This is a genomic window from Enterobacter sp. SGAir0187 (assembly GCF_002952735.2).
GTDB classification, from domain to species: Bacteria; Pseudomonadota; Gammaproteobacteria; order Enterobacterales; family Enterobacteriaceae; genus Enterobacter; species Enterobacter quasiroggenkampii.
Window position 1 is genome coordinate 1518897 of the sequence record NZ_CP025034.2, and the last position, 14371, is coordinate 1533267.

The window sequence follows — 14371 nt, forward strand, 5'->3', positions numbered from 1 at the left end:
TTTTTCTCCGACGTCAGAAAAACAGTCCAACGTTGTAACACGGTGCCGCGGACTTATTCCCCGACACGCTCATTCAAAGCCTGCGGATTGTACGTGATAAACATCGCGTCACCGTAGCTAAAAAAGCGATATTTTTGTTCTACCGCAGACTTGTAGGCATTCATCGTATGCTGATAACCCGCGAATGCGGAGACCAGCATAATCAGCGTCGATTCAGGCAGATGGAAGTTGGTCACCAGCGCGTCAATCACTTTGTACTGGTAGCCCGGGTAGATAAAGATCTGCGTATCGCCAAAGAATGGCTCAATAAGATCGTTCTTCGCCGCCTGCGCGGCGCTCTCCAGCGAGCGCACAGACGTCGTACCGACCGCCACGACGCGGCTACCGCGCGCTTTCGCCGCCAGCACCGCGTCCACCACGTCCTGAGGCACTTCAGCATATTCAGAGTGCATGATGTGATCTTCAATGCTGTCCACGCGCACCGGCTGGAAGGTACCCGCGCCGACGTGCAGCGTCACGAACGCCATCTCAATGCCTTTCGCACGCAGTTTTTCCAGCAGCGGCTCATCAAAGTGCAGACCTGCCGTTGGGGCCGCGACCGCGCCAGGCTTCTGGCTGTACACGGTCTGATATAGCTCGCGGTCGGCCTCTTCGTCCGGACGCTCAATATACGGCGGCAGCGGCATGTGGCCGATGGCGTTCAGGATATCAAGCACCGTGCGCTCGTCGTCAAACGCCACTTCGAAAAGCGCGTCGTGGCGCGCGGTCATGGTCGCCTTGATGCTCTCATCATCGCCCAGCAGCAACTCCGCGCCCGGCTTCGGGGCTTTGGATGCGCGAATATGTGCCAGAATACGTTTATCATCGAGCATACGTTCGACCAGCACTTCAATCTTGCCGCCGCTGGCCTTACGGCCGAACAGGCGCGCCGGGATCACGCGGGTATTGTTAAATACCAGCAGATCGCCAGGGTTGAGCTTGTCGAGCAAATCGGTGAAAGTACCGTGCGTCAGCTCGCCCGTTGGCCCATCCAGTGACAGTAAGCGACAGCTGCTGCGCTCAGGCATGGGATAGTGAGCAATCAGGGATTCAGGTAGTTCAAAGGAGAAATCGGCGACGCGCATGACGTATACTCGTGACTTAAAAACAGGCGGCATAGTCTAGTGCTCACACCCTTTTGCTGCAACAACTAGCCGCCACTGGACAAATAAAACGCATGAATTTTCTCGCTCACCTGCATCTCGCGCACCTCGCTGACAGCTCCCTTTCCGGCAATTTGCTGGCCGATTTCGTGCGCGGCAACCCCGCTGAAGCGTATTCTCCCGAGGTTGTCGACGGGATTTTTATGCACCGCCGCATCGACGTGCTGACGGATAAGCTTCCGGAAGTGACGGAAGCCAAAGCGTGGTTCCGCCCGGAAACGCGCCGCGTTGCGCCGATTACACTCGACGTAATGTGGGATCACTTCCTGTCGCGCCACTGGGAACAGCTGTCGCCGGAGCTATCCCTGCCCGAATTTGTGCGCTATGCCCACCAGCAGGTGTCGATCATTCTGCCCGACTCGCCGCCGCGCTTTGTGAATCTGAACAACTATCTGTGGTCGGAACGCTGGCTGGAGCGCTATCGCGAGATGGACTTCATCCAGAATGTGCTGAACGGGATGGCAAGCCGTCGACCACGGCTTGAGGCGCTGCGCGACTCCTGGTATGACCTGGACGAACATTATGATGCGCTGGAAACCCGCTTCTGGCAGTTCTATCCCCGCATGATGGCGCAGGCGAAAAACAAACAGCTCTGACTGAATGCACCTTGATAGGCGAAAGCTTGTTGAACGATTGTCAGCGCCTCTTTGTCTTCTCAACGAACACTCTCTATACTGGGCGGCGTTGCGTTCCAAATAACCTTAGTATCTACAGGAGAATCATATGGTTCTGGTAACTCGTCCGGCTCCGGATTTTACAGCTGCAGCAGTTCTGGGCAACGGTGAAATCGTTGAAAACTTCAACTTCAAACAGCACACCAACGGTAAAGCGACCGTTCTGTTCTTCTGGCCAATGGACTTCACTTTCGTTTGCCCGTCTGAGCTGATCGCGTTCGACAAACGTTATGAAGAATTCCAGAAGCGTGGCGTAGAAGTGGTTGGCGTCTCCTTCGACTCTGAGTTTGTACACAACGCATGGCGTAACACCCCTGTCGACAAAGGCGGCATCGGTGCGGTGAAATACGCAATGGTTGCGGACATCAAACGCGAAATCCAGCAGGCTTACGGTATCGAACATCCGGACGCTGGCGTTGCGCTGCGCGGTTCCTTCCTGATCGACGCGAACGGCATCGTTCGTCACCAGGTTGTGAACGATCTGCCGCTGGGTCGTAACATCGACGAAATGCTGCGTATGGTTGACGCGCTGCAGTTCCACGAAGAGCACGGCGAAGTGTGCCCGGCTCAGTGGGAAAAAGGTAAAGAAGGTATGGCTGCTTCCCCAGACGGCGTGGCTAAATACCTGTCTGAGAACGTATCCAGCCTGTAATCGGCACGGTTTACGAGAAAGGCCCGCTTATGCGGGCCTTTTTTTATGCCTTGCGCTGCGTTTCCCGCCAGATGCGCCAGGCCATGCCCACCAGCAGGAGCACGCCCGCGATCAGCACGCCCCACACCAGCAGGGCGTTCATCCAGCTCGCCCGCTCGCCTGCAGAGGTGGCGTTTAGCCGCCCCTCACCGCCCAACGCGACATCATCCAGAATATCGGCCTGCGGCAGGTTCGCCATATCATAGGTCTTGCGCAGATCGGCGGGGATCAGCATGTCAGGTTCCACCTGTGCAGGCTTTGCGGCGCCGTTGCCCCAGGCGAGCACGTACGGCGCTTTACCCTGCGCGTTGAACACCAGGTCATAGCGGTCGCGATGTCCCGTGACGCTTGGCAGGTATTCTGGCAGACGCGCATTCAGCGTCGTGATTTTCACGGCCTGCACCAGGCCCCCGCTAAGCGAAACCGGTCCCGACGTTTTTCCCTCCAGACGGTAAATCACCTCTTTTTTCAGGGGGTGCCATGCGTCTTTTTCTGTACTGCGCCACGCGATCTCCACGGGAAGGACACCATCACCGTTCAGCGAAATGCTGACAGCACTCAGCGGCTGCGGGCGCGCCCAGCGCCACTGCGCTTCGCTTGTCGATAACTGCTCCCCTTCTCCCTCAAGATTGATCTCTTCCGGAGCCGCCTGCGCAGGTGCACTGATTGCGTTTACGCCGGTCAACGTTATCCCCTTGCTCTGCGTACTCAGCACCACCATGAGATAGCGATTCGCATCGGGAGATAAAACCGTATCGGTATCGATCCGATCGAGCTTAAGACGATCCTGGCCGCTGACGACGTCCAGCAATGGCATATCCTCACGCAGGGTATACCAGCGCTTAAGATCCTCGCTGTAATAGACCGACGCCGTTCCCTGCCAGGGCGACTGCGGGGTATTCCAGAGCAGCTGCAGCTGGGATATGGCCAACTCACCCGTCGTCTGCTCCGGCAAGGTCAGCAGGTAATGTTGTCCGGCTGCGGCGGCTTTTTGCCCCTCCAGTACAATCTCAACGCCGTTTCGGGAACGGAGCAGGATCTTATCGCTGTCACCGGCATCTGAGCCACCCGCGAGCGGCGAGGCGTCCAGCGGAAAGAGACGCAGCGCCGTGGAGTGCGCTGTGTCCTGCGGGCGCGTTGCGGCGATCAGGCTAAAGGGAACCGGCTCGCCCGACTGGTTAAAGACGCGAACATCATGCAGATCCGCTGACGTGCTCTGCTCATAGACGGCAAGCGGCAGCATCACCCGATACCACCGGGAAGGAACGGACGTGTCGAGTGAACGACCAAAGGCATAGTCCCGGGGCGATTCCACGGGTACCTCGTCGCAGAACGCCGGGCCGGAAAGCGCCAGCAGCGCGGTACACGCTACCGCTTTCATCCATTTCATTTTTCATCTCCTGTTTTGGGCGGTAGCGGCGAGAAATAGCCCACTATCAGCACCAGTATCGCCACGCCGATAAACGCCACTGCGCGCGACAGACCGCCTCCGCCCGCGCTGTCCACCAGCATCAGTTTCACCATCACCACACCCAGCAGCGCGGCACCGCAGAGCCACTCCTGCCGGGAAGCCCGACGGGTGGCATGGATCATGACCACCAGCGCGCTCAACATCCAGAACAGGGCGAAGCTGGTCTGGATCAGCCGCGAATCCCACAGCGATGCCATATTCCAGGCCACGTCGCCGTACCAGGCCAGGGCGCGCATCAACGCACCGTTTAGCCACCAGAAGCCAAACGCCATGAGCGCAACGGCAGGCCACGGGCGCGCTTGCGCAAGCCACGCCGGGTAGTAGCGATCCACCGCCCGATAAAAGACCACCAGACCCAGCAACGCGAACGCGGCACCTTCCTCAAGCGGGTTCACCAGCGGCAGCCAGGTCTGACGATAGACCACGCCGTCCTGGAAATTGGTCACCACCAGCAATACCAGCAGCGCCACGACTACGGGAATCGGTGCCAGGCAGGCGTAGAGCGCAGGCCACTCCCGGAACGGCCACACGCGACGCCGTACGGCTGCAGAAAGCGCCATAATAATCCCGCCGCCTGCGGCCATCGCCAGTCCGCTGCCCCAGGCCGCCATGCCCCACGGCAGGGACCGGGCAAACCAGTAAAGCTCGGTGGCCAGCGCCAGTAAAATCATCCAGCACAGCGACAGATGCAGCCCCATCGCGATGCGCGGCAGGAGTCTTTCACCGTCGCGCCGCAGCAGCATTAGCGCGGCAGGAAGCGCAACGCACCAGGCCAGGTTTGACCAGCCGGCGGAGACGATCTGCTGGTGCCAGAGCTGATAGCCCACCATCAGCAGCATAATCGGCCACAGTAGCCATTTGCTGGCATCCAGTTCCCGCCACGCCAGACGAGCAGCCACCTGCCGCCAGCCCCAGACCGACGCCGCCGTCAGCGCCAGCACGCTCGCCAGAATCGGTAATTCCTGCGTCAGCGCCAGCCGCGATGCACCCAATAGCGCCACGAGCCAGAACAACAGACCACCTGCCTGCAGCGCCCAGCTGACCGGCAGGAAGAGAGTCCGCCACAGCCAGGCCGCAGCCAGCCAGCAAAGGCTAAGGATGGCGAAGATAAGGAGCAGACTCAGCGGCGTAACGCCGTTTGTTTGCGCCCACAGCGCGCTGCCGAGCGCCAGCACCAGCAGCGCCGTCCCGCTATAGCTCATCCGCCGCTGCTGCTGTTGCACGCCCAGCCAGAGAATACCCAGCCCCTCCAGCGCCCAGGCCATTGCCGTCCAGCGCGCCGACAGCGCCAGCGGAATGGCGAGCGTGGCAAACCCGCCGCCGATCGCCAGCGCCGCCATGACCAGCGGCCGTCCGAGGGAGGGATAGCGCCGCAGCGCGAGGTACGCGAGGGTGAGATAAAATGCGCCGTATCCCAGCGCACTCAGCGCGGGACCATATTCCCAGTACCGGGTCATGCCGTACTGCATCCCGAAGCCGATCAGCGGCGGGGCAAACAACAGCACGCCGTCAACGATCTGCTTCCCTTTCTCCTGCGCCCGCAGCGACAGCGCCACGCTCAGCACGCCGAATATCAGCGTATTGGCAATCAGGAACAGCTGGCAAATCCAATAATCTTCAGGCTGGTAGTCATTCAGCCCCCACAGGCCGCCCACGCCAAACGTAAACAGCAGCCCGAGCAGGTTCAGCTCGCGCCAGTGCTGCCAGATGCTGATAGCAAGAATGCCGATGGACAGCAGGAGGTAGAAAGAGAACAGCGCGACAAAGCTGCCGCCCCCGGTAGATAAGAGCAGCGGCGCAAGATAGCCGCAGAGGCTCGCCAGCATGGCAAGGCTCAGCGCCTTCTGCAGTACCGCCAGCCCGACGCTCGCCACGCAAATCACCACCAGCAGCGCAAAGGCCAGCGTCATCGGCAACATTTGCCAGAGCCGGAAGGCGCCAAACACCGTCAGGTAGAGCACGCCGGTCGCCCCGCCCTGGAGGATCAGCGCATAGACGCGCTGCCTGTGCCGCAGTCGCCACCCGACAGCCAGCAGAACAATGGCAAACAGCGCGGTTGCCACGAGGCGCAGCTCAAGCGGGAACAGGGAATGCTCAACGGTATAGCGCAGCAGGAAAGAGAGGCCGAGGAAGAGCAGCAGGATCCCCAGCTTCGCCAGCGGATTGCCCTGCATGAACCAGCGCGCCAGCGACGTCAGGATGCCGCCAAAGGCTGAAGGCGGTTTTGCCACTGGCGCAGGAGCCTGAGCGGGTTCTGCCACCGCTGCGGGAATATCGGGTCGCCAGGGGTCGACAGGCGCGGGAGCGTCCTCCACCACCGGCGCGGTCATAGCCTCCGGCGCGGCGGTCTGCATCGGCTCCGGCGCGTTCTCAGGCACGCCGCGCTGCTCAAGCGCCTCTATGCGCTGGCGTAGCCGGGCAATCTCCTGCCGCGCTGCCGTACTGCGATTAAACCCGATAACCGCAAGCACGGGCGCAACCAGCAGCGCAAAAACCAGGAATAAACAGCCAAGGATGTAAAGCTCGTCCATGTTTCCACCTTCACCGTAAACGATCCGTTAAGATTGACACAAATCGTTGCATTTGCGCCATCTTAAAAGGTGGAAACATTAGCGCATTAGCTGCCGAACCAGATGGTCGCGGATACCGCAGGCAGCGCCAGCACGCCGTCCTGTATCGTCGCCTTGCCCTCTTTGCTCTTCCACGCAGCCACCTTCAGCAGCGGTGAATCATCCAGCACCACTTCGCAGGCCTCGCCCCGGTTGATCGCCACCAGCACGCGCTGCTGGTTATAGACGCGAGCAAACACCACCACGTTATCGTGGGCGTACACCACCTGACAACCGCCGTAGCGCAGGGCGAGACTCTGCTTACGCAACTTCGCCAGGCGCTGATAAAGGCTGAACAGCACCTTGTCCTGTCTCTCCGGCGCCCACGGGAAGGTTTTGCGACAGAACGGATCGTTGTTGCCGTCCAGCCCCACCTCGTCTCCGTAGTAGATGCACGGTACGCCCGGCCAGGTGAAAAGCCAGGTCACCGCCAGCGGCAGACGCGCCACATCCTTGCCGAGCAGGGATTTAAAGCGCGCGGTATCGTGGCTATCGAGCTGGTTAAACATCCGCAGCTGCTGCTGATGCGACAGACCGGCGCGGTAGTTCTCCATCCACGCCATGCAGGTTTCAGCGTCGATATGATTCGGATCGTAGGAGATATCGGTGTTAGCGAGGAATCCCCACAGCGGGAAGGTAAAGCCGCGATAGTTCATCGCCGCATCTTCCGCATCGTTCTGCAGCCACTGGCGCGCGTCGCCAAAGTGCTCGCCAAAGACGAACGCCTCCGGCTGGGCCGCTTTTGCCGAGCGCGTAATCCCGGCGACGTGCTGAAGGTTTTCCCGCGCCCCGCCCGCTTCGCCGAGCATATGCACTACGTCCAGACGCCAGCCGTCAATATTCCACGGCGCCTTCAGCCAGTGGCGCACGATGCTGTCTTCCCCGCCGTAAATCTCGTTCACAAGCGTTGGCGACTGGAAATCCAGCTTCGGCAGGCTCGGGTAGCCCAGCCAGTCCAGCGCACGCCCCTCCTCATTAAAGCTGTACCAGTCGCGCTGCGGCGAATCCGGGTTATGACATGCCCCGCCCATCGACTGGTTATGACGGTCAAACCAGGCGTGCGAATCTCCGCTGTGGTTGAACACGCCGTCCAGAATGAGGCGCATGCCTTCGTTTTGGGTGTTCTTACGCAGGCGCAGCAGCGCCTCGTCACCGCCAAACTGCTCATCAACGTGGCGATAATCTTCGGTATCGTATTTGTGCACGCTCGGCGCTTTAAACACCGGGTTGAGATACAGCGCCGTCACACCCAGTTTTTTCAGGTACGGCAGCTTTTCGCTGATGCCGTCGAGATCGCCGCCGTAGAAGGTCGATCCGCCCGCCTGCGCGGTCAGCGGCTCATCCCACGCTTTCAGGATAATGTCATGGCCCGCGGCATGGTGGTAGTAGACCTTATCCTGGTCGGCAGTGCGCTTTTCGCTGCGCGCAAAACGGTCCGGGAAAATCTGGTAAAAGACCTGATCGTTAACCCACTGCGGGCCGTTATCCGGGTAATCCACAGCAAACTGCTCCAGCCGTGCGGGCGGGAAACGGCTAAACCCCTGAGGGGTAAACCACAGCTGACGGTTGTTCCACAAAAGCTTGAAGCTGTAGCGGCGACGCGGCTGTCCGCTACGCAGGTCGATATTCGCCCGCCAGGCGGTGATCCCCGGCTGCGGCTGGCTGCGCAGCTTGTGCATTTTCAGCCCGGTCTCTTCGTTATCGATTTCGGCGCGGAGCGTCACGCGTTCAGGCTGATTTTCCCCCGCCAGCCAGAGCGTAATCACAAGGTTGTCTTTGTTTTGCTTAACAAATGGGGCAACCGGAAGGTGCCAGGCGTTTAACATCACGAATCCCCTTTGATGAAATTGACGTCACCTTGCCACAGGGTGGTTAAGGATAGCTCACCATGATGGGATTTATTGGGGGAGGAGGACGGGGGAGGAGGTAATAATGCCCGCACGGACGGCTCCCTCTCCCTTGAGGGAGAGGGCTGGGGTGAGGGGGAAACATGCGGCTATTGGGGTAATTCCGTTCACTTCATGTTCCTTGCTACTATGTAATGCCATGGCCTGTGAACGTGCCAGGGTGGCTCAATCGCCACCACCCTGGCGACCCGGGCTCCCGGCGGTAAATCGCCGCTTCGCGGTGCCCTCAGCTTATTCCTTCAGGCTATCGGGTCGGGCATGAGCCTGCATCCCTGCAGGCCACGCCCTCTCGGCGCATCCCTGCGCCTCGCCCCGGCCTTACGGAAACGCTTCGGCGATTTACAGCCGGACCAGGACATCGCTGTAAACCATTCACTTTCCTGAAACCACATGCATCGCTTCAGGTTAAAAATTGCCTGGCAATCCCCTTCCACGGAACAAGTAATACAAATATTACTGCGCTTCCGCCAACTGACGGTCGCGGCGGCATTTAAACACCCAGCCCACCAGCAGCAGCACGATCCACGCGCTGCCCACGTAGAGCGAAATGCGGGTGTCCGGATGGTAGCCAATCAGGCCAATGATAAACACCAGGAAGATCAGCCCGACGACGGTGGTCGCAACGCCGCCCGGTACTTTGAACTTCAGCGCTTTCGCCTCATCCGGCGACAGGCGACGGCGGAAGGCAATCTGCGACAGCAGAATCATGATCCACACCCACACGGTCGCGAAGGTCGCCAGCGATGCGATCACCAGGAAGACGTTCTCCGGCATGATGTAGTTCAGGTACACCGAGAACAGCAGCGCTACGGTCATGACCACGACGGTCACCCACGGCGTGCCGCGGCGTGAGGTTTTGGCGAACACCTTCGGGGCACTGCCCTGCTCCGCCATGCCGTGCAGCATACGGCCCACGCCAAAGACGTCGCTGTTGATCGCGGAGAGCGACGCGGTCAGCACCACAAAGTTGAGAATGCTGGCGGCAAACGCAATACCCATATGCTGGAAAGTCAGGACAAACGGGCTACCGTTGGTACCCACCTGATTCCACGGGTAAATGGACATGATCACGAACAGCGTACCCACGTAAAACACCAGAATACGCATCGGCACCGAGTTGATCGCACGCGGAATGGATTTCTCCGGGTCTTTCGCTTCCCCGGCGGTAATACCGATAATCTCGATACCGCCGTAGGCGAACATGACCATCTGGAGCGACATGACCATGCCGAGCCAGCCGTTGCTGAAGAAGCCGCCGTTGCTCCAGAGGTTATGGATGCCGGTCGGCTGCCCGCCGTTGCCAATCCCCCAGATGATGATCCCGAAACCGGCCACAATCATGATGATGATGGTGGCGACCTTGAAGAAGGAGAACCAGAACTCCAGCTCGCCGAACACCTTCACGCTCATCAGGTTGACGGCGCAAATGATCAGCACCACGCTCAGCACCCAAATCCAGTGCGGCACCGCCGGGAACCAGACGCCCATATAGATGCCAAACGCCGTCACGTCGGCAATCGCCACGATCAGGATTTCAAAGCAGTAGGTCCAGCCGGTGATAAACCCGGCCAGCGGGCCGAGGTTTTCCTGCGCGTAGCGGGAGAATGAGCTGGCAGACGGGTTATGAACCGACATTTCGCCCAGCGCGCGCATGATGATATACGCCGCCACGCCGCCGATGATGTACGCCAGCAGCACGCTGGGACCGGCCATTTTGATGGCATCTGCCGAGCCATAAAAAAGACCGGTGCCGATAGCCGAGCCCAGCGCCATAAAGCGGATGTGGCGCGTGCTCAATCCACGTTTAAGTTTGTTAGTGCTTTCCATTTAAATCTTGCCATTCAACACGAAAAAACAAAAAACCACGGGGCCTTAAGCCCCGTGGTTAAACAGTTTGTTGCCGTTGATTAATGGGCGTTCGATGCGACCTGACGCCCTGCGGCACGGTCCCAGATAATCGCCAGAACCAGCGCAACAACGGTAGGCATCAGCCAGGCCAGACCCTGCTCGGACAGCGGCAGACGCTGTGTCCAGGCTGGCAGAACTTCCGCGAACGCTGATGCTTTAATCCCGTCAAGGATACCAAAAATCAGGCTGATAAACATGGCTGGCGCAATAATTCGTGAGGAGTTGTTCCACCACGGGCGGGTGAAGCTCAGCACCACCAGCACGATGCACGGCGGATAAATCGCCGTCAGTACCGGAATAGAGACCTGAATCAGGTGGCTCAGACCGAGGTTGGACACCGCCATGGAGAAGATACCAAGGATAAACACCAGGGTACGGTAAGAGAGCGGCAGATACTGCGCAAAGAACTCAGCACAGGCGCAGGTCAGGCCAACCGCTGTAACCAGACAGGCCAGGAAGATGAGCGCCGCCAGCAGCATACTGCCCGCACCACCGAAGGTGTGCTGAACGTAGGCGTGCAGGATAGCCGCACCGTTGGCGTTCTGATCGACCAGCATGGCGCTGTCGGAACCCAGACGGAACAGCGCCAGATACAGCAGCGTCAGCCCCACACCGGCCATCAGACCAGCCCAGATAGTATAGCGGGTCAGCAGACGCGCTTCGGTCACGCCGCGGGAACGCGCGGCGTTAACGATAACGATACCAAACACCATCGCGCCCAGCGTATCCATCGTCAGGTAGCCGTTCACAAAGCCGTTAGAGAACGCAGCGTTTTTATAGGCGTCCATCGCGTCGCTAATCGGGCCGGCGGGCCAGACGATGGCCGCCACCGCCAGGACAATCAGCGCCACAATTTTCAGCGGAGCCAGGAAGTTACCCACGGTATCCAGCAGCTTGCCAGGATAGAGGGAAACCAGAATCACGATCGCGAAGTAGATCAGGCTGTAGATGAACAGCGGCATCGCGCCGTCACCGGTCAGGGGAGCAATCCCCACTTCAAAGGAAACGGTCGCGGTACGCGGGGTGGCAAACAGCGGCCCTACGGCCAGATAGCAGACGGTTGCCAGCAGAACGCCAGCCACTTTGCCGATCGGGGTACTAAGGCTATCCACACCGCCGCCGACTTTCGCCAGCGCGATCACGGTCAGCACTGGCAGACCCACGGCAGTAATCAGGAAGCCAAACGCGGCGGTCCAGACGTGTTCACCCGCCTGTAAGCCAACCATTGGAGGGAAAATGATGTTGCCTGCGCCAACGAACAGCGCAAATGTCATAAAGCCCAGCGCGATGATGTCACGCGATTTTAAGTGATGGGTCATAAAACCTTACTGCCTGTGGATGTGGTGTTGAAAACATTGAGATTTTCGATATCCCTGACGGGACGATACAGCCGAAAATTTGCTCAATTTCAGCGGGAAATGCTCCCGTCCTGGCGTGGAGAAGAATAGTTTTTCGATTTACCACGCAAATACAGTCGGTCTGACAGTATCTGGGGCGCAATTTAAACGCTTATAACGTTTAAAGGCAAGGTGGGATCGTAAAACCAGAACAATATGCCAGCATGAAAATACACACCAGCACAATACGCTGTTTATAAGAAAAACCCATGGCTAATCATGCGAACAAAAAACAGCCAGCCGTATAAAATTCATCCGCGTTTCGCTTGACTGCAAAGCAAACGGGCCAGCGATGGCTGACCCGTGGAAAGGTAAGATGACACGCCCGCCGTCAGGCGATCTTTTTGGCAATTAATCGTTCCGGGATAACGAAGCTGAAGCGGGTTCCTTTGCCCAGGGTACTCTGAATATCGAGACGGCTTTCATGGTGGTTGACCGCGTGTTTCACAATCGCCAGCCCGAGGCCGCTTCCGCCCGTCTGGCGCGATCGCGCTTTATCCACACGGTAGAAGCGCTCGGTCAGTCGCGGAATATGCTCCGGCGCGATCCCCGGCCCGTTGTCTTCCACGCTAAACTCGGCCCCCGTTGGGGTATGGTGCCAGCGCACCACGATATCCGTCCCCTCCGGCGTATGATTCACCGCGTTATACACCAGGTTGGAAATGGCGCTGCGCAGCTCATCTTCGCTGCCTAATACCTTCAGCGTGTTGTCGACCTCAAAGGTCAGGTGATGCTTTTTGTGGCTTAACGTCTGCGCTTCACGCTCCACGACCCGCAGCATCATCGGGACATCAATGGTGTCATTGAGCGCCAGCGTTGGCGCCGCTTCAATCTTCGAGAGCGTCAGCAGCTGCTTCACCAGCCCTTCCATCCGGTGCGTTTGCTCGCGCATGGTGTGCAGCGCTTTTTCACGCGGCGCACCTTCTAACGTTTGCTCCTGCATCATCTCCAGGTAGCCCTGCAGCACGGTCAACGGGGTTCGCAGTTCGTGGCTGACGTTGGCGAAGAAGTTACGACGCGCTCCTTCCAGCTGGTGCATCTGGGTGACATCGCGCGCCACCATCAGCCACTGCTTATCGCTGTAGGGCATCACGCGGATCTCCAGATGGCGACCATTATTGAGCTTGAGATTGTGCGGACGGGTGAAATCACGCTTTTTCAGGTACAGCGTGAACTCGGGATAACGCAGAAGGTTGAGGATATTCTGTCCATTGTCATCCGGCCAGCGCAGGCCCAGCAGCTGCTGCGCCAGGCCGTTACACCAGAAGATCGTCCCTTCTTCGGTCGTCAGGATCACGGCATCCGGCAGCGACTCTGCACCGCTGCGGAAACGCTTAATCAGGCTTCCCAGCTCGCGGCGACGCTTTTTATTACGCATCTGCATCTGATGCAGACCGTACAGCAGCGGCTCCCAGCTGCCGCTTCCCGGCGGCGGCGTCATGCTTCGGTCAACCCACAGCCACCAGGAGAGGCGCAGCAGGTTCCAGAAATGCCAGATGAGCAGCCCGGTGACCGACGCCAGCAGAAACCACGGCAGGTGTCCAAGAAAGGCCCCCAGAATGAAGGCCGGAATACAGCATAAGATCAGTTCAAAGACGAGCCTTTTCCATGACAGACGTTCCAGCACGCGTCACACTCCTGTCATTGTTCAGAAACGGGTAGAAAAACGATAACCCGTGCCGCGGACCGTCTGCACCATGCGATCGTGGCCGCTCAGTTCCAGTGCTTTTCGCAGGCGGCGGATATGTACGTCAACCGTTCGGTCTTCGACATACACGTTAGTTCCCCAGACGTTATTCAGCAACTGCTCGCGGCTGTAAACCCGCTCCGGGTGGGTCATAAAGAAGTGCAGGAGTTTAAATTCGGTAGGCCCCATGTCGAGGGGATTTTCACCGGTCATCACGCGATGAGAAGTCGGATCAAGGCTCAGCCCCTGCATTTCGATCACCTCTTCCACCGCCATCGGCGAAATACGGCGCATCACGGCTTTAATGCGGGCCACCAGCTCTTTGGGGGAGAACGGTTTGGTAATGTAATCGTCCGCGCCGGTCTCCAGACCGCGCACACGATCCTCTTCTTCTCCGCGCGCCGTAAGCATCACAACCGGGATGTCGCGGGTCAGCGCTTCACGCTTCAGGTGTTTGATAAACTGCAGTCCGGAGCCGCCGGGCAGCATCCAGTCCAGCAGAATCAGATCGGGCCAAGGTTCATTCAGCTGGTTCACTGCGCTGTCATAATCTTCCGCTTCAACCGGCTGGAAGCCGTTTTGCTCGAGCACGAAGCACACCATTTCACGAATTGGAGCTTCATCTTCTACGACCAGAATACGTCTCGCCATACTTTGCCCTGTCTTATCTTATTTACGTTACAAGTTTGTAATTCGGCGCCATTATGCGTCAGATTTATGACAGATTTATGAAAAACAGTACCACTATAAATGGCAAACCGTTGTTTTATTACAGCGGTTATTTTCCCGTCTCTGAAGGTTTATAATCCCGCTTTCTCTTTTTTG

At 58.6% G+C, this 14371-nt stretch carries 10 protein-coding genes; 2 read left to right on the forward strand and 8 right to left on the reverse strand.

Annotated elements, in window-relative coordinates:
- Positions 1 to 53 precede the first annotated feature (53 nt).
- Positions 54 to 1124: a tRNA preQ1(34) S-adenosylmethionine ribosyltransferase-isomerase QueA gene (queA, locus tag CWR52_RS07375; protein WP_104949270.1), complete on the reverse strand. Its 1071-nt coding sequence runs from the start codon at positions 1122 to 1124 to the stop codon at positions 54 to 56.
- Between the two features lie 92 nt (positions 1125 to 1216).
- Here queA and acpH point away from each other — a divergent pair, with 92 nt between their 5' ends.
- Together acpH and CWR52_RS07385 are read left to right on the forward strand one after the other, a co-directional pair.
- Positions 1217 to 1798 (forward strand): ACP phosphodiesterase, encoded by a 582-nt coding sequence (gene acpH / locus CWR52_RS07380; RefSeq protein WP_104949271.1) that lies wholly within the window; start codon positions 1217 to 1219, stop codon positions 1796 to 1798.
- Positions 1799 to 1925: 127 nt separating this feature from the next.
- Positions 1926 to 2528 (forward strand): peroxiredoxin, encoded by a 603-nt coding sequence (locus CWR52_RS07385; protein ID WP_008503347.1) that lies wholly within the window; start codon positions 1926 to 1928, stop codon positions 2526 to 2528.
- A 43-nt stretch (positions 2529 to 2571) separates the two neighbouring features.
- Here CWR52_RS07385 and CWR52_RS07390 read toward each other — a convergent pair whose 3' ends face one another.
- The 7 genes from CWR52_RS07390 to phoB all read right to left on the reverse strand — a co-directional run bounded on the left by CWR52_RS07390 (position 2572) and on the right by phoB (position 14197).
- Positions 2572 to 3957, reverse strand: coding sequence for a DUF3999 domain-containing protein (locus tag CWR52_RS07390; protein ID WP_104949272.1), 1386 nt, complete (start codon positions 3955 to 3957; stop codon positions 2572 to 2574).
- Entirely contained in the window at positions 3954 to 6569 is a 2616-nt protein-coding gene (locus tag CWR52_RS07395) for a DUF2339 domain-containing protein (protein WP_104949273.1), read from the reverse strand. The genes CWR52_RS07390 and CWR52_RS07395 overlap by 4 nt, the downstream gene beginning before the upstream one ends.
- Before the next feature lie 86 nt (positions 6570 to 6655).
- Positions 6656 to 8473, reverse strand: a complete 1818-nt coding sequence (gene malZ / locus CWR52_RS07400; RefSeq protein WP_104949274.1) for a maltodextrin glucosidase — start codon at positions 8471 to 8473, stop codon at positions 6656 to 6658.
- A gap of 534 nt (positions 8474 to 9007) precedes the next feature.
- Positions 9008 to 10381, reverse strand: coding sequence for a proline-specific permease ProY (gene proY / locus CWR52_RS07405; protein ID WP_104949275.1), 1374 nt, complete (start codon positions 10379 to 10381; stop codon positions 9008 to 9010).
- 80 nt (positions 10382 to 10461) lie between these two features.
- Positions 10462 to 11781 carry a branched-chain amino acid transporter carrier protein BrnQ gene (gene brnQ / locus CWR52_RS07410; protein ID WP_104949276.1) on the reverse strand — a complete coding sequence of 440 codons (1320 nt, stop codon included), beginning with the start codon at positions 11779 to 11781 and terminating at the stop codon, positions 10462 to 10464.
- 409 nt (positions 11782 to 12190) lie between these two features.
- On the reverse strand, positions 12191 to 13486 hold the full coding sequence (phoR, locus tag CWR52_RS07415; RefSeq protein ID WP_104949277.1) for a phosphate regulon sensor histidine kinase PhoR: 1296 nt from the start codon (positions 13484 to 13486) through the stop codon (positions 12191 to 12193).
- A 21-nt stretch (positions 13487 to 13507) separates the two neighbouring features.
- Positions 13508 to 14197 (reverse strand): phosphate response regulator transcription factor PhoB, encoded by a 690-nt coding sequence (phoB, locus tag CWR52_RS07420; protein ID WP_008503265.1) that lies wholly within the window; start codon positions 14195 to 14197, stop codon positions 13508 to 13510.
- Positions 14198 to 14371: the final 174 nt, after the last annotated feature.